The sequence below is a fragment of the Fischerella thermalis PCC 7521 genome, assembly GCF_000317225.1.
GTDB classification, from domain to species: domain Bacteria; phylum Cyanobacteriota; class Cyanobacteriia; order Cyanobacteriales; family Nostocaceae; genus Fischerella; species Fischerella thermalis.
Genome location: NZ_AJLL01000089.1, coordinates 1 through 23,277, shown reverse-complemented (window position 1 = coordinate 23,277; position 23,277 = coordinate 1). Strand labels below are relative to the sequence as shown.

Genomic DNA, 23,277 nt, shown 5'->3' with positions numbered 1-23,277 from the left:
AAGAGCAGATAGCGAATTTATTTTTACCAGATTAGTAATTAGCCACATAAATTTAGCAATGTGTGTTGTGAGTACTGCACTACTCATTGACTAAATATTTCCCATTATTTCAATATACTTTACTGGGAATAACACAAGTATGCATAGCAACAGAAGAAACATAGAAAGAAACTTTCCACTTGGTTTTTATTTGGGTGGAGGAGTGATGGTATTCATATTGGCATTTATTTTCCGCCCCTTTACGATTGTAAACGCCGGAGAAAGGGGTGTTGTCATGCAATTTGGCAAAGTTCAAGACAGGGTATTAGATGAAGGTATCCACCCAATTATGCCAGTAATCACATCTGTAAGAAAATTGAATGTTAGAGTTGCTAAAAATAGTTTTAAAGCTGATGCTGCTTCTCGTGATTTGCAAAAAGTTACAACCGAACTTGCTGTCAATTGGCATATAGATCCAACACGGATAAATAAAGTTTTCCAAAAAGTTGGAGATAATGAACAAATTGTTTTGGGAATTATGACTCCCGCAGTTTCTGAAGTTTTGAAAGCAGCTACTGCTAAAAAAACAGCAGAAGAAATCATCACCAAGAGAACAGAATTAAAACAAGAAATTGATAATGATTTAAAAACTCGTCTTGCTGCTTATGGTGTAATTGTTGATGATGTATCTTTAGTCGATTTTGCTTTTTCTCCAGAATTTAGTCGGGCGATTGAAGCTAAACAAATAGCTGAACAAGAAGCTAAGCAAGCAGAATTTATCGCGAAAAGAGCAACCCAAGAAGCACAAGCAGACATTAACCGTGCTAAAGGTCAAGCAGAAGCACAAAAATTATTAAGACTAACTTTAACTCCAGAGTTGCTGCAAAAGCAAGCAATAGAAAAATGGGATGGACATTTTCCCACAGTCATGGGTGGTAATGGCAGCTTGCCATTAATTAATATTAACCCTGCTAATTTAAACTCTCAAAAACCAGCTAATCAGTAGCTGCTTGAAACTATGTTTATCGAAACACTAATTGTTAGTCCAATAGTTTTTTTGAGAGTGGTGATCATTGTCATCATCTCAATTAGTTTACATGAAATTGCTCATGGCTTAGTTGCTTTGAGTCAAGGAGACGACACTCCCTGTAAACAAGGACATATTACTCTTAATCCTCTAGTGCACATGGGTTGGGAATCACTGATATTTCTGTGTGTAGCTGGTATTGCTTGGGGAAAAATGCCAATTAATGCCTCTAATTTTCGTTCACAAAGATTAGGTAATATTTTAGTATCCACAGCAGGGCCATTGTGCAATTTAGTTTTAGCTTTTTTATGTATGGGACTGCTTAAATTACTTGCTGATTCTACATACGCAGAATTTTTTAGTTTCCAATTCTTTTACATGTCAGCACACATAAACTTGATGCTGTTCTTGTTTAATCTCTTACCTATTCCACCCTTAGACGGTTTCTATATCTTCAGCGAAATATTCCCAATCTTAAAACCACTGCAATATACCTACTTTGGATTGTTTGCTTTAATGATGCTATTTTTGATTCCTGAGTTTGGTGATGGATTAAGTGCGATCGCTGTATTTATTTTACAGACAGTTTTATAAATTGAGTTTATAGACTGCACTTATATATAATGTGAATTAATCATTGTTGTTAGAGAAACGATACGAACAAAAAACTCAATCCACACGAATAATCCATCTGTGTGTATCGCCTTGCACGGTGGTCGATTAATAAAAGATATGGTAGGTTGACAATGGAGTTGGGTAGAGAAAAACGAACACTCATGGAACACAGATACACACAGATTGTTTACCAAGTTTTACCCAATTTGCCACGAAAACCATCAAAAGTTCCCACGATACAAGCCCATAGTTTCAATAATACTAAATCTGCTTCGTAACGAATAATTCTCTGCATCATCATGATTAAAAATTTTATCCTGTACGCTATAGAGCGATACAACTTAATTTTTGCTACAAGCCTTGTTTCCAAAAACGTATGATTTCTACAAGCATAGTAATAGCGAGAGGGAGAACAAATAAAAGTGCTGAATGTATTTATATGTTTTTTAAATCTATCTTTGACTAGAGAGTAATTTCCTATACGATGTTTCATCATCGCACTTTTGACAACAATTATTTCATATCCATGATTGCGGAAGTTCATACAGTAAGCATAATCTACCGCATCTAAAAATAAATCTGCTCTTGGTAGTTCAATACATTTAGCTGCATTAATATTTATGAGAGAACCAGAAGTAATGACAGCATCACATTGATAGAAACTCTGGATGGTAGCAGCTCCAGGAAAAGGCACAAGCTTATAATCTTGAAATACACAGCCTGGAAATTCTTGCTTTGTATTAATATCAAATATTGCTGGAGCAATAATTCCTATATTTTTATCTTTAGATAACCATTGGTAATAAGCTAACAGTTTTTCTAAAACATCAGAATTAGGTTCACTATCTTGATCAAACAACCAAAGAAAATCATAACCTTGTTGGATCGCCCAGTCAACGGCAATTTTTAATCCTCCAGCAACACCAATATTTTCAGGATGAAAATCTACAATAATCTTCTCATAGCTATTATCAGTGATGATTTGATTTTGAGAATTATCAATTATCAAAATTTTTTCAATTGGATATGACTGTTTTGTGATGGCTGCGATAGTTTTATTCAGTGCTGCTATTTCTTGATAAGCTGTTATGTAAGCTGCTACTTTATAGTGTGACATTGAAATTACAAAATATGCTAGCCTTAACTGAATTGTCTTTAATTACAGGTTAATTTCTAAACTTATAGAAGTATTGAAGCAACATCTAAAAGATTTCAGCATCTTTCGCTAAACCTAAAAGCTTTTTCAATTTTAACCACTGATTTCTTAATTTCCAAAACTTACTTGATTCCATAGCTGCAATTTGAGCATAAGCAGATTGCAGTTCTTGGAGGATGAAATTATTTTGAGTTTGCTGAGAACAGAGATTTAGTTCAAGATAAATTTCACTTTTAGGAAAACCAAACAACATATCTGATGCATGATATTTATTAGCTAATTTGGCAAATTTATGACAAAAATATTTAGCTATATTAAGTGCATACTTGTTAGTGGTATTAATCATTGACCCAGCATGTACTCTATAACAACTGAGTACTTTAGGAATAAGTTTACATGAGTAGTTTGATTGTGCTATTTTGAGCCAGAGATCATAGTCATCCCATCCAAACCAGCCGTATTCAATTAACTCTGTAGAATATCCACCGAGTTTTAGTAATATATTTTTATCAAACATAGCCATAGCATCTATATATGGCTGTTTCACTAACTTATGTATATCCCACTCATAGCAGGAAATCCGATTCATTTCTTGTTTTGTTTGATTATCAAATTTTTGGATTTCACCATAAACCGCAGCATATCGAGAAGATTGAATATTTTCAAAAAGCACAGATAAGCAATTTGGATAAATCCAGTTATCAGCATCTAATATAAAAACATAGGGAGAACGAGCTAATTTCAATCCTACGTTTCTAGCATCTGCTAAGCCAGTATTAAACCATTTGCTAACTAAACAGATTGGTAATTGAGATTTTTGCAAATATTTTAAGACTAAATTAGCTGAGTTATCTGTCGAACAATCATCAATAACCAATACTTCAATACCTCCTGGTATATTACTGATATCTGTCTGAGAAACACTTTCTAAGCATTCACAAATATATTCTGAGTAGTTATACAGTGTAATTATCACTGATACAGATGGATTATCGCACAGTTCATATGCAGAATTTGATTTTAAATTCCAGGGTGGATAACCCATTTTTTCACACAACTGTGCTGATTTTAAACGAGATATATACAATAATCTTTTTTCATCTATAGTTAAATTCGTATCTTTTATTTTGATTGGTTTTGGTTCTAATCGCGTTGATATATAAAAGTTTTTTTCCGACTTAATTTTATGATGCTCTAATACCAGATTTTGTTGTAAATACTTAGTATTTAATTCTGTTTGATTTGCCAATAATTCTGAGTGTCGTGAGTTGAGTTTAGCTTGTTGTAATAGCAATTGAGATTGTTGTTCTGTCTTAATCATAGCTGAGTTTATCTTGATGAAATAAAAGCTTTTTTGAGTTGAAACCAAACTTGACGAATTTTCCAAAATTTACTACTTTCCATACCTTTTATAATGTTTTGGCAATCTTCCCAGGCTGTATGAGCTTGCTGTAACTGAGTTTGTATAATTTGCCATTGTTGCTGAATTTCTTGTAAGTTAGATTGTGCTTGTTGCAGTTGGTTTTGTACTTCTTCTAATTGTGTTTGAGTTTTTTCTAGCTGAACTTCTTTTTCTTCTAAAGCAAGGTGCGATCGCTTCAACTCGGCATACATTTCTTTGATCTGATTTTGGCAATTCTGATATTCTTCAGATAATTGAGAATATTGTTGATACAAGGCTGAATATTTACCCTGTAAACTTAAAGGAAATGCCCGCAAAACAAACTGTAATGTATCTGCATCTTCGTCTTGTTCAATTGCATTAATGATGTTAATATCAACCTGATTTTTATCTATATGAGGTATCCAATCTGAACCAGAAAAAATTGGTAACTTGATTTGTTCACAAGTATCAACAAAATATCCAGAACGCTCGAATAATTCTGTAACAGTTTGACGCGTAAAAAATCTTAAATGTGTATTGTCTAAAATACCAAGTTCTGTATATTCAAACTTTCCTTGTAATAAAGCTAAACGGATCGCTCCATGAGCAATGTTAGGAATAGAGGCTATTACGTATCCTCCTGGCTGTAATAGTTCCCTAGTCTCTTCTAGTACTCTCCAAGGGTTTCGCAAATGTTCTAAAACATCTCCAAATACAGCTATATCAAATTTTGTTTCTGCTAAAACATCTTTTAAATTAACAAAATCTAAATCCGCAACAATAACTTTTTCACAATATTTCTCGGCTATTTTGGCAGCTTTTGCATTAATTTCAATACCTGTGATTCGGCAACCTTTACTACTAGCCAACCGAGCAAAATAACCTGTAGCACAGCCAAAATCAATGACATGCTTATTTTCTCCTACCCAACGGAGCATTTTTTTTAAACTACTATTTTCATCTAAATCTTCTACAGTAATATTTGGTAATAAAGGATAATCTTTCTCCAATTTAGTAACCATAAAAATATACTTTTTATTTTTTGATTGCTGTTAGTTTTGGTGATGATACTTGGACACTTATAGGTACATCTACCAAAGCATGTATACGTTTACCTGTGTCAGGAGGAAGCACTTGAAAAACCTTTGCATTATCGATCCAATCAAATGATATTGCTGTATAATTTTCTGCACCTGCTACAGTTAAACTATAAGAGCCTGGACGTAATGGCAGGTGAAATTTAAATTCTATTTTTAACTGCTCTCCTGGCTCTAATTTACCAATAGAATGATTTTCTTCAAAAGTGTTACTACCAATTAATTCATTACCATTTTTATCACAAATAAAAAAACCAACTATACATGCTTGTAATTCCTCATAAACATGGAGTTCAAGAATTAAGGTAACTTGTTCATTAAACCCGAGAGTTGGTGTTTCTGCTAATTCTTCTCCTTGCTGATTCAGTAACCGGATGTTTTTGATTAATGCTTTACTATTACCTCTACGAGTAGGCTGATCTGTTACTAAATTTTGACGATGAATTTGTTTTTCAGGTAAATTTTCTTTTATAGTTACTGTTTCTAACTCTGTTTCTGTAACCAGCTTCATATATTTGATGATTACAGCATTAGGTACTCCTGAAAAGTAAATTTTACCTTCATGAATCATCACTGCTGAATTACACAATGTTTTTACTGCTCCAGAGTCATGAGATACAAACAATGTTGTAACTCCAGAATCCATCAAACTTCGCATCCGGCGCATACAGCGATGTTGAAATACTATATCTCCTACTGCTAGCGCTTCATCAACAATTAAAATTTCTGGATCAACATTTACTGCAACCGCAAAAGCTAAGCGGACAAACATTCCACTCGAATAAGTTTTAACTGGTTGGTCAATAAAATCTCCAATATCAGCAAAACTCGCTATTGCTTCAAATCTATCTTCGATTTCTTTCTGGCTTAATCCTAGCAATCTGCCATTAAAAAATACATTTTGTCTACCAGTAAATTCTGGATTAAATCCACTTCCTAACTCTAATAATGCTGACACACGACCATTTACTGTCACATCACCAGTAGTTGGTGTTAAAGTCCCAGCGATAATTTGTAGTAAGGTACTTTTTCCAGAGCCATTTTTACCAACGATTCCTACTGTTTCGCCCTTTGGAATCTCTAAATTGATGTCTCTTAATGCCCAAAATTCATTAGCTCTACTTCTAGCAGGTAAAAAAATTTCTTTGAGCCTATCGACAGGATGAGTATAGCATTTAAAGCACTTGGAGATATTTTTTAGAGAAATTGCTATTTCTTCTCCCATATTGATTTTTGCTTGCAATTCTCAAAAATTCCGCTGTATTATTTAATCATGCTTGTGGAAGCTTGTTTGAGCCTGCGTTTCCATTTCACTAGAACGTTTCGTTATATGATAAGTGGCATGAAAGTTATTGAGTTGCCATTTTGCCAAAACTGTGAATATGAGCCTTATCTTTATGGATTAAAGACACATTTGTAGGAATTGCTGTGGTTATTTTAAAACTTGATGATATCGAGCAATTGCCTTTTTCGCCTATTTACATAGGAGGTGTAATGATAATTTTGAAAGGCTGGCCATATATCTACGCGAAAAAGGGCAGTTTACAAAGTGGCATATTCATAGCATATTTTTAGTTGATAATGACTCATTTACTACTTGCACTAGTTCAAATTCTGTGCTTTGATACAAATCACGTAAGCGGAAATACGAATTAAATCTTCTGCTTGGGTGTTCCTGAATCTTCTTCCCAAATAGGAATATAAAAGTGGACGCCCACAAATTAAGCTCACAAAATATAGGTGGAATTTTTTCTTCCTTATTTTTCCATTTGTCTCATAATTCTTTGCTATGTATTAAAGACGAATAACTATGTGATACATCACACAAACATTGTATAAAAGTCTCTTTTGCTTATTCTGTAAGCCCTGCACACTCAAACCCTATTTTCAATAGCAGGTGTACTTAGTCTAAGTGCTACTTTAAGACTTAGTTGCTCCTGTGGTTTTCCCTTGCTGTATGTATAGCCTTAATCAATGGTATTCAATTGACAATTGACAAATATTGTGATATGGAGTTAAATCTTTCAATGAGGTAAGGCGTCAGTGTATCCCCGCCAAGAGAGTCACTAACGCCCTTTGTCAAACACATTATCGATAACTTAATCATGACACAAAATACACAATGCAACGAACATAAGACCAGTACCCAGACTGTTACCTACAAAAATCGTCTAAATTCGTGGGTAATAGCTCGTTTACTCCCTGACACGCAGCGTCAGATTATTGCTCGCTTCCGCAGTCGTTCTGACGCCGATGGACACATGCAGCGTTTGCGCCAGATATCACCTGAAGATAACTTTGTGGTTATGTTTGATTGTCAAGCTGATGAAAGTTTGAATTAAAGTTATGGAAAAGCGATCGCACCTCTCAAAATAGAGGTGCGATTCACTATTCTTTTTAGTTTTTGATTACCTTTAGCGATCGCCCTCACTGAGTTATTTTCTCAAAAATTACGCCAGATTTGTTCAAAATTTTTTGGTATCAAACATCCCCAACTATCACCAAATAATTCATATTTCCAGCAAATAAAATAATTGCTTGTGTTTATCAAACAGCGATCGCACTTGTGAATGTAAAAGTGCGATCGCTCTCTAATGCTAGGTTCGTGGTTGTCTTTGATTGCTATGGAAAAGAGGTGTTGATGTGACCTCTCCCTCAACCCCTCCCCTGGGAGGAGAATTCTCCCCTTTTGCTACCAGGGAAGGGAAATTTGCTCGCTATTTTAGAGCAAGCCTTACATTGTATGTCGATAAACGAGCCAATCTGAAGTTGGAACTTGATTAATGAGTCAGTTTCAGCAGAAGGAGAGTTGAGTATTTATTGAGCAATTGGGAGTGCGATCGCACGATTTACCGCAGTTCGTTAAACTCATTCTTGTTCTGCGTATTCTTCTTGAATCATTTCAAAAACTCAAAAAACGCGTTTATAATTTGATTCAACCATTTTCCTTCACAGAATGAAACAGCCCTGGGAGGGAAGAGTATGATATCTGTATCAAACACAATGTTCATCATATCTCTACTCAATTCATACCAAGCGTAACTTTGTTCATTGCAAATGATGCTTTCTCTGAATAAACTGCTACAGTGGTTAATTTTGACTCTACTCTTTCCATTAGTTTTTCTCAATGGTTGGTTAGCGTTTAAATTGTTTCAATATTTTCAACCAATAGTCACTATTTTCGTTTTGGCTACTTTGTCAGCGTTTATTCTAGACTACCCTGTTGCACTTCTTGAAAAACGAGGAATACAACGTAAATATGCAGTGTTATTAGTTTTGATTTCAACGTTAGTAATTATAATCAGCTTGGGTATTACTTTGTTACCTATTGCTCTGCAACAATTAAATGAAATGACTAAATCAGTTCCACAATGGATTGATAATACTGAACACAAACTTCAATTTCTCAACGATTGGGCAGTAAGTCACAAATTAAATATTAATTTTAGTGAGATATTTATTCAGTCTATCAATAGTTTACCTAATGAATTAGAAGAAGCGGCAGATAAGCTGTTTAGTGTTATTGTAGATGCTATTGATAGTGTTTCCGAAGCTTTAATCACGATTGTATTAACAGTATATATGTTAATAGATGGTGAAAGGATTTGGAAAGGAATATTTAAAAAGATACCTTTTGGATTATCTCAGCAGATACAGCAATCTCTTCAAAAGAACTTTCAGAACTTTCTGATTGGTCAGGTGATTTTAGCTTTGATGCTGGGCGTGACAGAAACAGTTTTATTTTTAATCCTGAAACTACGATTTGGTTTAATATTTGGTTTGGGTGTGGGAATTTTGAGCTTAGTTCCTTTTGGTGATATTGTTAGCTATTTTATTATTGCTTTTATACTCGCAACTCACGACATTTGGTTAGCTGTTAAAGTTTTAGTTCTATCCCTGATTTTAGATCAGTTAGTTGACCAAGCGATCGCACCCCGAATTTTAGGTAGTTTTACTGGTCTAAGACCCATATGGGTAATCATCTCTTTACTAATCGGGACTTATATCGGCGGATTATTAGGGTTACTGCTTGCTGTTCCTTTAGCTGGTTTTATCAAAGATGCGATCGATGGTTTTGCTGAGTTCCCTGAAAGTAGGAGTTCTATTGAGGATGAGAAGTTACCAGAGGTGTTAATAAATGAGTCAACTTTGTAGTAATTGGTAATGGGTAGTAATTGGGATATTACTATGCTCCATATCCAACGCCCAACTGCGTTAGATAATATCGTAAGCAATTGGCCTGACTTGATATTATTCGTAGTGATACCGACAAGTAAGAAAATCAATCTGAGTGTTTCCCACTCGATAGACAAGCCGATGTTCTAAATCGATTCGCCGTGACCAAATGTCTGCATCCAAATACTTCAATGGTTCTGGTTTTCCAATACCCTCAAAAGGATCTTGCATGACAGCCGTTACCAAATCCAATATTTTGGACGCTTTCTGAAAATCTTGCTTGAACCACCAAGCTAAATCTTCTTTGAATTTAGAACTAAAACCAGGACTGCGATTAACTACAACTAGGTTAATTTCCTCAGCTTCAGCTTTCTTTTTCTTCTTCTTGTTCAATCCCCAACTCCTGCTGAAGTTCTGCGATAGTTTGAGGTTGAATCTTTCCAGATTTCGACTCCTCTATTGCATCCAGTAAACGATGAGCATTAGCAGGAGAACGCAAAAGATAAACAGTTTCAACTAAACTTACCAAGTCTGACTCAGCAATCAAGGCGACATTTTCACCACCACGACGGTTGATAATATACACCTGATGATTTTCTACTACTAAGTCTAACAACTTAAAAAAGTCATTTCTGGCATCGGTTGGGGATGTGATTTTGTAGGACAACATCAGTTTATGTACATGTTTATGTACATATATTATAAAACAATCTTAATTATCTTGCAAAATATAAGCCTTCGGCTAGAGGCGATCGCATCACTTCAGTTAAGGATGAGGCGTAATTGCAAGAATAGTTATAACTCCTTGTTCAGGCTCATAATAAATAATATAAAAAACCCCCGGTATCATGACCAGGGGTTTTAAAAATCACCATTTCACCCAATGTTGCCAGAGGCTTAGCTAAGTCGCTCCTTTAGGCTACATAGGAGCGATCGCTTTTTCAACAATGTTAGCGCAACAACGTGAATGTATAAATATTAGCCCACATTCGCCAACATTAACTCTCTGGTTTCTAATTTTTTGACTCTCACTTGACCATCATCGTCAACATCGACAATGGCTGTATCGCCATCAGTAATTTGACCAGACAACAATGCTTCTGCGAGAGAATCTTCTAAGAGGCGCATAATGGCGCGACGTAACGGTCTAGCACCGTAGCTGGGGTTGTAGCCTTCTTGCAGCACACGCTCTTTGAAGCGATCGCTCACCTCTAATGTGATACCTTTTTCAGTTAGGCGGTCAGCAACTTCCTTGAGCATAATCTCAGCGATTTGCTTGACTTCCTCTTTCTTGAGTTGGGTGAAGACGATAATTTCATCAAGACGGTTGAGGAATTCTGGACGGAAGTAGTTCTTCATTTCCTCGTTTACCAAGTTACGAATGCGGTTGTAACTTGCTTCGGCTTCGTCTTCGCTAAACTGGAAGCCTAAACCGCCACCACCTTTTTCGATGACTCGTGAACCGATGTTAGAAGTCAAGATAATCAGAGTATTCTTGAAGTCTACTTTCCGACCTTTGGCATCGGTGAGATGACCGTCATCCAAGATTTGCAGCAGCATGTTGAAGACATCGGGGTGTGCTTTCTCGATTTCGTCGAATAGCAACACTGTGTATGGTCTGCGTCGGACTGCTTCGGTCAATTGTCCACCTTCGTCGTAGCCTACGTAACCAGGAGGCGAACCAATCAACTTGGAAACGGTGTGACGTTCCATGAACTCTGACATATCCAGGCGAATCATCGCTTCTTCGGAACCAAAGAAGTAAGCTGCTAACGACTTGGCTAATTCAGTCTTACCAACTCCGGTAGGACCAGAGAAGACAAAGCTAGCGATCGGTCGATTGGGATTTTTCAAGCCAACACGAGCGCGGCGGATCGCACGGGATACAGCCGTGACTGCTTGCTCTTGACCGATGAGGCGCTGATGCAAGGTGTCTTCCAAGTGCAGCAACATCTCAGATTCAGATTCGGTCAACTTGTTGACTGGTACACCAGTCCACGCAGCGACGATTTGAGCAATGTCTTCTTCGTTAACTACTAGGCGATTGACAGATTTGTCGCTTTGTGTTGTATCTGCTAGTTGAGCTTCCAGTTCCAACTCGCGATCGCGCAATTCAGCAGCTTTGTCAAAGTCTTGCGCTCTGACGGCTTCGTCTTTATTTTTAGTTACAGTAGCCAATTCTCGCTTAATTTCGCGATTGGCAGCAACCATCGAACTCCGCAGACGCACACGGCTACCAGCTTCATCAATCAAGTCGATTGCTTTATCTGGCAAGAAGCGATCGCTAATATAGCGGTCAGATAAATTTGCGGCTGCAACCAATGCTTGATCAGTAATTTCCACTCGGTGGTGTTGCTCGTAAACTGAACGCAAGCCTTGGAGAATCACAATTGTATCTTCTACTGAAGGTTCACCAACCATAATCGGTTGGAAACGACGCTCTAGTGCAGCATCACGTTCTATATGCTGACGATACTCATCGAGGGTAGTTGCGCCAATACACTGGAGTTCACCCTTGGCTAATGCGGGCTTGAGGATATTGGCAGCATCCATACCACCTTCTACACCACCAGCACCAACGAGGGTGTGAATTTCATCAATTACCAGGATGATATTCCGCTCAGAGCGGATTTCATCCATGATTTTCTTAAGGCGTTCTTCAAAATCGCCACGAAAACGAGTACCAGCTACCAGTAACCCCATATCAAGACTAATGACTTGCTTGTCTTGCAAAATATCGGGGACATCTTGGTTGTGAATGCGTTGTGCTAAACCTTCAGCGATCGCAGTTTTACCAACACCTGGTTCACCGATTAATACTGGGTTGTTTTTTGTGCGACGACCAAGAATCTGGATAGCACGTTCAATTTCTTTCTCACGACCAACTACAGGGTCAAGTTTGCCTTCTTGTGCCAGTTTAGTGAGATTTCTACCAAACTCTTCTAAAGTCAAAGTTTGGGTTCGTCTGGGACTGCTACTACCACTTCCACCTACAGTCATGGGTGTGACTTCACCCAACAACCGAATAACTGTACTGCGGATGTTTTTTAGGTCAACCCCCAAATTTTGTAGGACTTTGGCTGCGACTCCTTCCCCAGCCTCAGTCAATCCTAACAGTAAGTGTTCAGTACCAATATAATTGTGCCCTAAACTACGAGCTTCTTTGAACGCTTGCTCGAATAAGGTTTTTACCTTCGGGGTAAAAGGAATTTCTGGTGGTAAGTAGCCAGAACCCCGACCAATAATTCTTTCGACTTCGCGACGTGCTTCTTTGAGAGTAACGCCCAATTCGGTCAGCACTTTGGCAGCAACCCCATTTCCTTCTCCCAGCAAACCCAGGAGAATTTGTTCAGTTCCAACGAAGTTGTGACCAAGTCTTCTGGCCTCCTCCTGAGCGAGCATAACTACTTTAATAGCTTCGGAAGTGAAATGTTCAAACATAACGGGTTTTGCTCCCTTGCTGCTTGGGCTTTGGGTGAAATTACTTTCACCCTCGCCTGAACTTTGTGTCTACATTTTCTTAAAGACAATGTATCTTTATTTAAAGTTTAACGGCAGTGGGGAGAGCCGTAAGATTTTAGGTAGGGTAGCCGTCTTTTTGGGGGTGGGGAGGTGGGGGAGTGTGAGGAGTGTGTAGACGCGCAAGCGGCTTCCCGTAGGGTGGAGTGTGAGGAGTGTGTAGACGCGCAAGCGGCTTCCCGTAGGGTGGAGTGTGGGGGAGTGTGAGGAGTAAAACTACTAACTACTAACTACTAACTACTAACTACTAACCACCAACAACTATAATTATGAACAAAGACCAACAACATCCTCTATATAATCGCGATCGCTCGATTGTGGATAGTCTACTAGCTGGTGAGGCGACAGAATATAACTTGGCTGAGTTAGCTAGGTTGCGAATTCGTTATCACGGCTTTCCCGGTGCTAGAGACATTCAAAGCGACTTAGATAAAATACTACAACAGTGGGATCTAACTGAGGCAGAGCTATTTGAGAAAACTCGTGCCATTCATGCCGTTGGTGGCATTTACAAAAGTCGCTCTAAGAAAGAAGAACAAGATTGGAAATGAACTACCACAGAACTGGGGCACTTCCCGCTAGGATGGTTAAAAATCAACCTAAAATCGCTTGATTTTAGCCCGCAATTCTTCTTTTATCCGATTGAGGATCGATTCTTCGTCTAAGGTTGCTAAAATTTTACTAATTACCACTTTCGGTCCGTCTGGGCCCCAAGTAGCCCCATTAGCTAAATATGCTTTGGTAACTTGTCCAATTCCGTAGGAAGACACACCAGCTACAGCTGCTTGTGTTAACGCTACCGATACATAGGGTGCGAGGGATGCGCCACCTGTGACGGGTGCAGCAATACCAAGTAAAGTTTTGAGTGAACTTAAACCAAGATTAGCCAATAATTCACTTGCACCGATACCACCCATACTTAAGGCAATTCTCTGGAGTAATTTTACAGCTCCTGGTTCGGTCATAGGAATACCGTAGAGTTTAGATAAACCCAAGATTAAGGCAACATCAACTACCGCACCACTGAGAATATCTACTACTGTTAGGGGATTAAGTGCGATCGCTGCTGCTTTTGTGATCACAGCTTTCCAAATCAATTGATTGGCAGCATTCTCTCGAATCATGAGTTTACGCTTGACCAATTGTTCATTCACATTATCTGCATAAAGCATGGAATTGAGGGCAACCAAAGCTTTACCTTCTCGCTGTAAAATTTCCAAAATTTTCAGCTTTAATTCTTCCACTTGGGCGTTACCTTGGCGCATTTGCACACCCCTGCTACCATCAGGACGACGAATCACTGTCCGTACCAGCGGGGATGCTGCGGCCATAACAATTTCGTCTGGTGAGAGTAATTCCCGTACCCGTTCATCACGAATTTTGTGGTAAATTGCCATCCGGTCTGCTTCCGGATACTGGTCTACTTTGTTGAACACCAGCAACATCGGTTTACCTGCTTCCCGCAATTGAGAAAGAGCTTCGTGTTCAACTTTGGTCATATCACCAGAAATCACAAACAAAATTAAATCTGCTTGTTTAGCTATCTGTTCTGCTAAAACAGCGCGGGTATCACCGTCCACTTCGTCCAGCCCTGGTGTATCAATTAATTCCACTTGCGATTGACCAGTTCCAGAGAGGGTGACTCGTAAGGCCCGTTCTGTGTCCCCAACAGTTTCTTCGGTGATACTCCAGTTTACTCGTTGGGCATTACGAGTCACACCGTGTAAAGGCCCAGTTTCAAATACAGCTTGTCCTACCAAAGCATTTAATAAAGAAGATTTACCCCGCCCTACCATCCCGAAGGCAGCTATATGTACTACCATGCTGTCTAATTTATTAAGCATGGTTTCCAAATCATTAATTTCTGCTTCTAATCCTGCTTGTTCCTCAGGAGAAAGGTCTAGATTAGCTACTAAATTCCGCAGTGCTGTTTGTGCTTGTTTGTAGTTTAGTTCTGCCTGAATATCTTCAAAGCTAAAAATAGCGTTATCTAGTTCTTTTTCCCAATTAGATGCATTTGTTTGATGAGGATCTGGTAAGGGCAATATGGAAGTCATGTTTGATTAACGAACCACAAAGGACACAAAGACTTTTATTTTTGCAGTTATAAGAGAACAAATAACAGTCTTTTTTAACTTTAGCTATTTATTTTCAATCATGACTTGTGTGTAACAGAAAGTGAGTTCGATAGGATAGACAAAACCGACATTGCCAGTGATTCAGTTATTGATCACTGATTACCTATTTGCAAAAAGAGGCTTACATCTGGTTCGTAGTGAGTACTTAAGTACTCACTACCAACTATGTATAGTACTCGATCAAATTGATTTTGATAGGTTGTTCTTGGTGTCTTGGTGTTTTTAGTGGTAAAAAAGACCGGGACTGAAACCACTAAACTTACTATTCCCGATTCCCGATTTTCCGTTCCCTTTTGCGTTCTTTTTCTTCTTTGAGTATCTGCTTGGCTTTGGCTTGCATTTCCAGATGTTGGGCTACACCTTCGTAGGCATAACGATTGTAGTTGTTGGTTGTAATCAATTCTTGTAGATATTCCACTCGTTCTTTGCTGCCTGGATGAGATGATAACCAACTAGGAGGAGAATATTTTTGTTGTTCTTTGAGGGTGTTCATCAAGTTATAGACACCATCAGCAGCGTAACCACTGCTCACAATCAGACGTGTACCCAAGGTATCTGCTTGACGTTCCATCTCACGGCTATAAGTCAGTGAAAATAGTTGTCCGATAGTACCGCCAAAAGGGAGATACTGAGTGAGGTTACCAATCAGATTCCCTTGGGTAACTAATTGGAAGCCGTGAGAAAGCAAGACATGGGATAATTCATGACCGAGTAAACCAGCTAATTCTGCCTCGGAATTAGTTTTGGCGATCGCACCAGCGTGAACAAAAATTTTACCACCGGGTAAGGCAAAAGCATTGAGAGATTCTTCCGGAATCACAAAGAACTCGTATTTAAACTCATCACGTCCGCCGACTTTTGCCAGTTTTTGCCCGATAGAATTAACGTATGCTACAAGCTGCGGATCTTTAACTAAAGGTAGTTGTTTTTTTGCTTGTTTTGCTACCGAATCACCCACAGCTTTTTCGCCCTGGAGTAATAATATCGTAGAATCTAAGGCAGAAAATGGCCCGACCAGGCTACCCGTCAGAGCATATCCTAAAGCACCAGTGATAATATTAGCGATCGTATTACCTCTGACTTCTGCTCGAATATGAGATTTATAACGTTTGAGATTTTCTTCTGCTAGTTTATTAAATTCCGCCACTTGGGGATGATTAGAATTGAGAATTGCAAATTGCCGTGCTGCAATAGACGCCTCCATCCATTTTTTATTACTTGCTAGGGTTGTAACTTTTGCTTTAATTAAATCTGCTTGGTTTGGATAAAGCGTAGCAGCCCGTTCTAAAACCTCTAATGCTTTTTTCTTATCACCGTATTCTTGCAGTAGTTCAGCGTATTTAATTTGACCAGGAATAAACTCTGGATACTGCTGAACTAAAAGTTCCAGGGGAACAAAAATTCTAGTTTGCAACTTACTGACAATACCAGCTTGCACCTCTCGCCAGTATACCTTGCCTGCTGGAGATAATTGATTCACATCAAGGATCGCTGGTTTAATTTGTGGTGTGTGAGATGTTTGTGCAAATGGTTTTTTCACCTCGCGATATATTTTCTGGGCTGCTGCATACTCTCCCGCCAAATATAGCTTGTCTGCTTCGATCAATTTTTGCCGACGGGCAATTTCTTCGGGAGTGGGTGCTGGTTCTGCTACTGCTGAGTCCGGTTTTTTGTCATCACTTGCTTCTGGTGTTGGCGTCGGTTTAGGAGTGTCAACTACAACAGTAGGCTCTTGGGCAGGAGTGGGTCGTAGCGGTTGTATCAGGATAATTAAAATAGATGTCCCAATAGCTAGCATTACCCAACTAACGGCCAGGAATAATGACTTCCAACGTCGTTTCATGATAGGTCTACCTATGCAAACAGGCTCTTCTTCTTAATGTATGAGGAATTACAACAACCGCCCAGAGCGATCGCACCACTTTGTTATATCACCATGTAATCTTTATATATCGAGAGGGGGGTGGGGAGTGTGGGGAGTAAACAACTACATAATGTACAGACGCGATTGATCGCATCTCTACCCACTAACCACCAACTACTAACTACTAAAAAATGACATTTTCTTCACTCATCGGACAACCACAAGCAGTAGAATTACTGACGCGAGCTGTAAAAACTAATCGAGTAGCACCAGCTTATTTATTCATTGGGGCAGATGGTGTAGGGCGCGGTTTAGCAGCACAGTGCTTTGTAGAGTTATTGTTTACCGATGCTCATCAAAATACAGATGTTGTCCGTACTAAACTGCAAAAAGATAACCATCCAGATGTGCTATGGGTACAGCCAACCTACCAGTATCAAGGACAGCGCCTCACCGCCGCAGAAGCAGCCGCCAAAGGACTCAAGCGCAAAGCACCACCAGTAATTCGCTTAGAACAAATTCGTGAGATTACCGAATTTCTCTCCCATCCACCATTAGAAGCACCAAGACATGTGGTAGTGGTGGAACAGGCAGAAACAATGGCAGAAGCAGCTGCAAACGCCTTACTGAAAACTTTAGAAGAACCAGGACAGGCAACACTAATACTAATAGCTCCCTCACCAGAGTCAATTTTACCCACCTTAGTGTCACGCTGCCAACGCATTCCCTTTTATCGCTTAGATACAGCTACAATGGCTGAGATATTAACACGTACAGGTCATCAAGAAATTCTCCAACATCCTGCCCTCTTAAGCATTGCTGGTGGTAGTCCTGGGGAAGCGATCGCTGCTTATCAACAACTACAAGCCATTCCTCCAGAACTACTCCAAGCCGTCACCAAAGTACCACAAAACCATCGCCAAGCCTTAGAGTTAGCCAGAGATATTGATAAAGCTCTCGATACAGAAGCACAACTATGGCTAGTCGATTATCTCCAGCAGTCTTATTGGCTCCAGTGGCATCAACCCGAAATGATCAAACTATTAGAACAAGCACGTAAATCCTTACTTTATTATGCTCAGCCCCGCCTCGTATGGGAATGCACATTTATCCAATTGTGTCAATAGTTTTAATATTCACACACTAACGTGGGCAAAAATTCCAGCAACAATATTTGCCTAATAAAATTTTCACCTTCGTGCCTTGGTGTCTTGGTGGTTCAAAAGTCGTATTTTTTACCACGAAGCCACTAAGACACTAAGATAATTTGCTGGAAGCTTTTCACCTTCGTGCCTTGGTGTCTTGGTGGTTCAAAAGTCGTATTTTTTACCACGAAGCCACTAAGACACTAAGATAATTTGCTGGAAGCTTTTCACTTTTAATAAGGTTTACCAGGTATATTACTTTTACCAGTTACTTTAAGGGAGTTTAACGGTTTCTACAAGCCGAGCAATGATATGTGCGATCGCTCGCCCTTGTAGAATTTGCCATTGTTGAGGATGTTCTTGGGTTTTAGGGAGTTAATCTGAAATTAGAGGCTAGATCAACAAAAGCTCACTTTGTTTGGGCTATGTATTTAAAAGCAACTCCAAATGATTATTATCCTAGAAATTATATTCCTAACGCTGATGCTTGGCTCAGTGGTATTTTACATTGCATGTGCTATTTTTACCCATCAGTTTTTTGCGTCTACCCAACAGCAAATTCCCGGTAACCAAGATGTACCAGTCTCAATCATGGTATCGGTAAGTGGATTAGATGAGGGAGCATGGGAAAATTGGTCGTCGCTGTGTAAGCAAAACTATCCGAATTATGAAGTGCTGTTTGGAGTGACAGATCCCAAAGACTCTGCTGTTCCCTTGCTAAAAAGGCTGGTTGCAACTTTTCCGGAGCAAGTAAGACTGTTTATTGGTTTGGAACCACGGGGAGTCAACTATAAAGATAGCAACCTGAGCTATTTATTGGAACAGTCTCAACATGAAGTGATCATCTTTGCTGATGGTGATATCCGAGTAAATCCTGACTACATCCGCACACTTGTAAGTCCTTTGCTTAATGGGACAGCAGATGTTGTAACCAGTGCTTATATCGGGTACAACCCCCAATATCTAGCTGCTGCTGTTGCTTCCTTCGGTCGCTGTGTTGACTTTATTCCTAGTTTGTTAATAGCTCGTAGACTTGACGATGGTCTACGCCTAACTATAGGAGTAACTATAGCTACTCGCAAAACTACGTTAGCTGATTTTGGTGGTTTGCACCTCAACCGCATTGGTTCAGACTACAATTTTGGCAAAAGAGCAGCCCAAGCAGGTTATAAGGTAGAACTATCACCCCATATTTTGGAGTGGGATACTGGTCGAGAAAACTTAAAGCAGGTATTTACCCGAGAATTACGCTGGGCGCGGACTATCCGTTACAATCGCGGCGCACAGTACTATACCATGGTGTTCTGTTACGGCACTGTCTACTGTATTCCGCTGTTGTTACTGTCGGGGTTTGCTGGTTGGGCAGTAGCTATGTGCTTAACCACAATTATTATTCGTTATATGCAAGTACTAGTCAGTATTTTTAGTATGAACTGTCCCAAACTTTTACGTTGGCTTTGGATAATCCCGTTGCGAGACTCACTCAGCTTTATTGTTTGGGTTATGGGTGCGTTTGGACAACGTATTTATTGGCGTGGAAGATATCTACGGGTTGAGGGTGATGGTGTTATCTGTCCGTGGAAGTAATGAAAGGTTGGTTTTTGGTACAGCGTTTCATTAATTCCTATTTCTACGCAGTTGCTATTCTGCCTTGAAGTTTTCCTCTAGCGTCTGGAGTTTACGTTTATGTCTTGTCTGATTTAAGATGGTAGCTAAAGTTATGTTTTAGAAATCGACCACCGATAAACACAGATGTGCACAGATGGATACAGATTGATTATCCATTTGTGACTAATTTTTGATGATTGATAACTATTAATGATTTGTCATTATGCTACTTCAAATTCACCCAAAATTTGATTGTAGACTTTGAGCAAGTAATGAGGGTGAAATAAGGTGATTACATAACCTATAAGAACCAAAACTACTGAAGTAATGACAATGGGAATTGCTAAAGGCAAGTAAATTATGTGAATTGGTTGATTAGTAAACATCTTACTTAGCCTTTTAGATAAAATCTGTAACTTACTTTGTAACCCGGCTGTAGGGTCACGATACTTCTGTTGAAATTTTGCTAGCAAACGGTTTTGCCAGTAATAATCGTGACCAATTAATAAGAAACGCCAGAAAAAGTGAGATAGCCCTGATGGTGGAGCGTGGGTTGCTCTGGCTTGCGGTTGTCTCCAAATTGTATAGCCCAAGGAACGTAATGTTTGAGCATGAATTACACAGTTACCTCGGTAGAGAACTAGTTCGGTGGGAATGGGGTACTGTAGGAGAAATTCGCGGCGGAAAGCAACGTTATTGAGAAAGTATTGGGAAGTGGGTTGGAGAGTTTTCTGCTGGGAATATTGAGGAAATATATAAGTTAAAGCCATTGCTGTCCCGTAGATCCCCCTAGCTTGTGTTGTTGTTTCTCCCGCAACAATTTGGATTTCATCGCTTTGTGTGAAAGGGATGAGGAGATTTCTTAACCAGTTGGTTTCATAGATGCAGTCGGAGTCACAATAGACTACTATTTCTCCTGTGACTAGATTAGCTCCCAGCATTTTTGCTTGATAATATCCAGTTCCTGATGGTGCTTGATAAACTTTAATCCAGGGATATTTTTGACGTAGCTGTTCTAGCTTCTGGGGGGGAACATCACCGCTATCTATCAATAAAACTTCATTAGCTTGAGTAGGTGAGAGGTCTTGATTTACTAATGAATTTAGAGACTCAGATAGTTTGTTGATGTCAGCATTAGCCAAGTTTTCTGTTTCTAGGACAATCGAAAAACTTGGTAATCTTTCTTTAGGTTGAAATGTTTTTGTCTGTCCCATAGTTTAATTTTTTATTTAATTGTGTTTATTTACCTACATGCTTGTACCTAGATGAATTGGTTAGGATGATTGGGCATTCCCAATCAAAATTTTGCACAGACGATGGAATTAGTACCTGTTTTTTTATTGTAAATAAACGGCGTTGTAGCCTTCAAGGGATGAAAATCATCAACCGCTTGCCAAATTGATTTTGATATGTTGGTCAGATCTGCTACTTTTTTAAAAAGTCGGGGATCTGATCCCTCGCAAAGAGTCAAAACTTATGTGGTCGAGTAGTTATGTCTAGGTATGAACTACTTTACGTATTTTTTGGGAATAAAATGAAGCTGATTCTTCGTTTTTAGCACATTCTTGGGCAAATTTAATGAGATGATGACCCACAAGCCCGACATGAATCAAGTTCTCAATACTCGATCATGCGATCGCTTCCATCCCCCATAAGTTTTTACTGTAAAAGATAAAATTTCCCCAAGGAGCGCAAACTAAACTGGTTTGTAAACAAATATCATGCATTTGATTTCTTTTCTGCTGCGTTCTTCTTGGAAAATGATCGCGATCGCGATCGCCACTGGATTTCTTAGTGGTGGTAGCAGTGCTGCTTTAATTGCCTTAATCAGCAATGTTGTTACTAGTAACCCCGGTTCTTCCTTAAAAATTATAATTTGGGGTTTTGTAGGATTGGCATTAGTTGCGCTCATCACCAGCATTATTTCCCAAGTAATGCTGATTCGCTTATCTCAGAATGCAGTCTTGCAACTACGGATGCGTTTGAGTCGCCAGATTCTCTCTTGCGAGTTGAGTCATTTAGAACAACTAGGAAATCCCCGCCTTTTAGCAACTCTTACCGAAGATGTTCAAGCGGTTGCTGATGGGGTTTATCAAATGCCTTTTTTATTTATTAACCTAGCGATCGTCTTGGGCTGTGTTGTTTACATCACTTGGTTATCTTGGTTAGTCTTGCTCATAGTTGCAGGATTATCTGTAGTAGCAATTGCTAGCTGTCAGTGGTTTTTGAACAGAGGTAAAAAATTACTCACCCTAGCTCGTGAAGATCAAGATGTACTGTTTGACCATTTCCGTACTATTACTGAAGGTGTCAAAGAACTGAAACTCCACTACAACCGACGTCAAGTCTTTTTAGACAAAAAACTGCAATCAACTGCTACTAAATACCGTCGTCACAACGTTGATGGTTTCACCTTTTTTGCCATAACCACCAGTTGGGGTCAACTCATCTTCTTTTTCGCGATGGGTTTTGTCATTTTTGCACTGCCTAATTTGCTAGCCATCAATGCGCAAACTCTTTCTGGATATATCTTAACCTTCATTTACTTGATGATGCCAATGAATAATATCATCAGTAAACTTCCGCTTTTGAGTAAAGCCAGCATTGCCTTACAAAAGATAGAATCACTAGGTTTATCTCTCAGTAATCGAGCTGAAGTATTAACAGTTCCACCTGCTGCTAAGACTGTTTGGCATCGTTTACAACTCAAGGATGTAATTCACAGTTATCATACAGCAGAAGAAGAAAAAAGTTTTATTTTAGGCCCTATCAACCTGACACTTTATCCCCAAGAGATTGTATTTATAGTCGGGGGAAATGGTAGCGGTAAATCTACCTTAGCTAAATTAATTACTGGACTTTATATTCCGGAGGCGGGAGAAATTAGACTAAATCAAAATTTAATTACAGAACAAAATCGAGAATGGTATCGTCAGCATTTTTCTGTAGTATTTTCTGACTTTTATTTATTTGATGAACTTTTAGGATTAGAAAATCCTAGTCTAGATTGTAAAGTTCAAGAGTACCTCAAACTTTTACAGTTAGAGCATAAAGTAAAAGTTAAAAACGGTAGACTTTCTACCACCGCCCTTTCCCAAGGACAACGTAAAAGACTAGCATTGCTCACCGTATACCTAGAAGATAGACCCATTTATTTATTTGATGAATGGGCAGCAGATCAAGACCCAGCATTCAAGGAAATATTCTACAAAGAACTACTGCCAAAACTCAGGGATACAGGTAAAACAATATTGGTAATCACCCACGATGATCGCTATTTTCATCTAGCAGATAGAATTATAAAACTTGAATATGGTAAAGTCGAGTTCGACAAGAATAACTTACCTTCACAACTGAGAGATGTCTAATTTGAACCACAGGCATACCAATAAATTATGCCAAATCATCCGTGTTCATCGGTGTTCGTTTTTATATATCACCCATCTCCAGCGAACAGCACTAAACTTTATGATATAACGACCACAGATAAACACAGATACACACCGATAAATCATCAAATTCATCCGTGTTCATCAGTGTGCATCGGTGTTCGTTTTTATATATCACCT

Annotated in this window: 18 protein-coding genes; 8 read left to right on the top strand and 10 right to left on the bottom strand. The window is 38.9% G+C overall.

The genetic code is table 11. The features are described from left to right. Positions 1-205: 205 nt before the first annotated feature. Both UYK_RS0118325 and UYK_RS0118320 read left to right on the top strand, forming a co-directional pair. Complete coding sequence (locus UYK_RS0118325; RefSeq protein ID WP_009453825.1) at positions 206-985, top strand: prohibitin family protein; 780 nt, start codon at positions 206-208, stop codon at positions 983-985. Positions 986-997: 12 nt separating this feature from the next. After that, a complete protein-coding gene (locus tag UYK_RS0118320; protein ID WP_009453824.1) occupies positions 998-1,600 on the top strand; it encodes a site-2 protease family protein in 603 nt (200 codons plus the stop codon). Positions 1,601-1,808: 208 nt separating this feature from the next. On the opposite strand, the gene UYK_RS0118315 is transcribed toward UYK_RS0118320, so the two are convergent. The 4 genes from UYK_RS0118315 to UYK_RS0118300 all read right to left on the bottom strand — a co-directional run bounded on the left by UYK_RS0118315 (position 1,809) and on the right by UYK_RS0118300 (position 6,483). Next, positions 1,809-2,738, bottom strand: a complete 930-nt coding sequence (locus UYK_RS0118315) for a glycosyltransferase family 2 protein (protein ID WP_009453823.1) — start codon at positions 2,736-2,738, stop codon at positions 1,809-1,811. An 85-nt stretch (positions 2,739-2,823) separates the two neighbouring features. Then, complete coding sequence (locus UYK_RS0118310) at positions 2,824-4,098, bottom strand: glycosyltransferase family 2 protein (protein ID WP_009453822.1); 1,275 nt, start codon at positions 4,096-4,098, stop codon at positions 2,824-2,826. Between the two features lie 8 nt (positions 4,099-4,106). Then, positions 4,107-5,183, bottom strand: a complete 1,077-nt coding sequence (locus tag UYK_RS0118305) for a methyltransferase domain-containing protein (RefSeq protein ID WP_016871900.1) — start codon at positions 5,181-5,183, stop codon at positions 4,107-4,109. Between the two features lie 13 nt (positions 5,184-5,196). Next, the gene (locus UYK_RS0118300) at positions 5,197-6,483 is read right to left on the bottom strand and encodes an ABC transporter ATP-binding protein (RefSeq protein WP_016871899.1); all 1,287 of its coding nucleotides are present in this window, start codon (positions 6,481-6,483) and stop codon (positions 5,197-5,199) included. An 880-nt stretch (positions 6,484-7,363) separates the two neighbouring features. On the opposite strand from UYK_RS0118300, the gene UYK_RS0118295 reads away from it, so the two are divergent. Together UYK_RS0118295 and UYK_RS0118290 are read left to right on the top strand one after the other, a co-directional pair. Next, positions 7,364-7,600: a hypothetical protein gene (locus UYK_RS0118295; protein WP_009453819.1), complete on the top strand. Its 237-nt coding sequence runs from the start codon at positions 7,364-7,366 to the stop codon at positions 7,598-7,600. 718 nt (positions 7,601-8,318) lie between these two features. Beyond that, positions 8,319-9,413, top strand: a complete 1,095-nt coding sequence (locus UYK_RS0118290) for an AI-2E family transporter (RefSeq protein ID WP_016871898.1) — start codon at positions 8,319-8,321, stop codon at positions 9,411-9,413. A 96-nt stretch (positions 9,414-9,509) separates the two neighbouring features. Here UYK_RS0118290 and UYK_RS0118285 read toward each other — a convergent pair whose 3' ends face one another. From UYK_RS0118285 to UYK_RS0118275, 3 genes are all read right to left on the bottom strand, one after another. Further along, entirely contained in the window at positions 9,510-9,827 is a 318-nt protein-coding gene (locus UYK_RS0118285) for a Txe/YoeB family addiction module toxin (RefSeq protein WP_009453817.1), read from the bottom strand. Continuing rightward, the gene (locus UYK_RS0118280; RefSeq protein WP_009453816.1) at positions 9,799-10,104 is read right to left on the bottom strand and encodes a type II toxin-antitoxin system Phd/YefM family antitoxin; all 306 of its coding nucleotides are present in this window, start codon (positions 10,102-10,104) and stop codon (positions 9,799-9,801) included. Before UYK_RS0118280 ends, UYK_RS0118285 begins: the two co-directional genes overlap by 29 nt. A gap of 308 nt (positions 10,105-10,412) precedes the next feature. After that, the gene (locus UYK_RS0118275; RefSeq protein WP_009453815.1) at positions 10,413-12,875 is read right to left on the bottom strand and encodes an ATP-dependent Clp protease ATP-binding subunit; all 2,463 of its coding nucleotides are present in this window, start codon (positions 12,873-12,875) and stop codon (positions 10,413-10,415) included. Positions 12,876-13,222: 347 nt separating this feature from the next. Between UYK_RS0118275 and UYK_RS0118270 the strand changes: the two genes are divergently transcribed. Beyond that, complete coding sequence (locus UYK_RS0118270) at positions 13,223-13,504, top strand: DUF3288 family protein (protein WP_009453814.1); 282 nt, start codon at positions 13,223-13,225, stop codon at positions 13,502-13,504. A 48-nt stretch (positions 13,505-13,552) separates the two neighbouring features. On the opposite strand, the gene UYK_RS0118265 is transcribed toward UYK_RS0118270, so the two are convergent. Both UYK_RS0118265 and UYK_RS0118260 read right to left on the bottom strand, forming a co-directional pair. Beyond that, the gene (locus UYK_RS0118265) at positions 13,553-15,010 is read right to left on the bottom strand and encodes a GTP-binding protein (RefSeq protein ID WP_009453813.1); all 1,458 of its coding nucleotides are present in this window, start codon (positions 15,008-15,010) and stop codon (positions 13,553-13,555) included. 343 nt (positions 15,011-15,353) lie between these two features. Beyond that, entirely contained in the window at positions 15,354-16,934 is a 1,581-nt protein-coding gene (locus tag UYK_RS0118260) for a M48 family metallopeptidase (protein ID WP_026086507.1), read from the bottom strand. 212 nt (positions 16,935-17,146) lie between these two features. On the opposite strand from UYK_RS0118260, the gene holB reads away from it, so the two are divergent. Continuing rightward, entirely contained in the window at positions 17,147-18,082 is a 936-nt protein-coding gene (holB, locus tag UYK_RS0118255; RefSeq protein WP_009453811.1) for a DNA polymerase III subunit delta', read from the top strand. Positions 18,083-18,583: 501 nt separating this feature from the next. Then, positions 18,584-19,687: a glycosyltransferase gene (locus UYK_RS0118250; RefSeq protein WP_016871896.1), complete on the top strand. Its 1,104-nt coding sequence runs from the start codon at positions 18,584-18,586 to the stop codon at positions 19,685-19,687. Positions 19,688-19,929: 242 nt separating this feature from the next. Here UYK_RS0118250 and UYK_RS0118245 read toward each other — a convergent pair whose 3' ends face one another. Next, a complete protein-coding gene (locus tag UYK_RS0118245; protein WP_009453809.1) occupies positions 19,930-20,922 on the bottom strand; it encodes a glycosyltransferase family 2 protein in 993 nt (330 codons plus the stop codon). Positions 20,923-21,429: 507 nt separating this feature from the next. Between UYK_RS0118245 and UYK_RS0118235 the strand changes: the two genes are divergently transcribed. Then, positions 21,430-23,076 (top strand): cyclic peptide export ABC transporter, encoded by a 1,647-nt coding sequence (locus UYK_RS0118235; protein ID WP_016871894.1) that lies wholly within the window; start codon positions 21,430-21,432, stop codon positions 23,074-23,076. Positions 23,077-23,277: the final 201 nt, after the last annotated feature.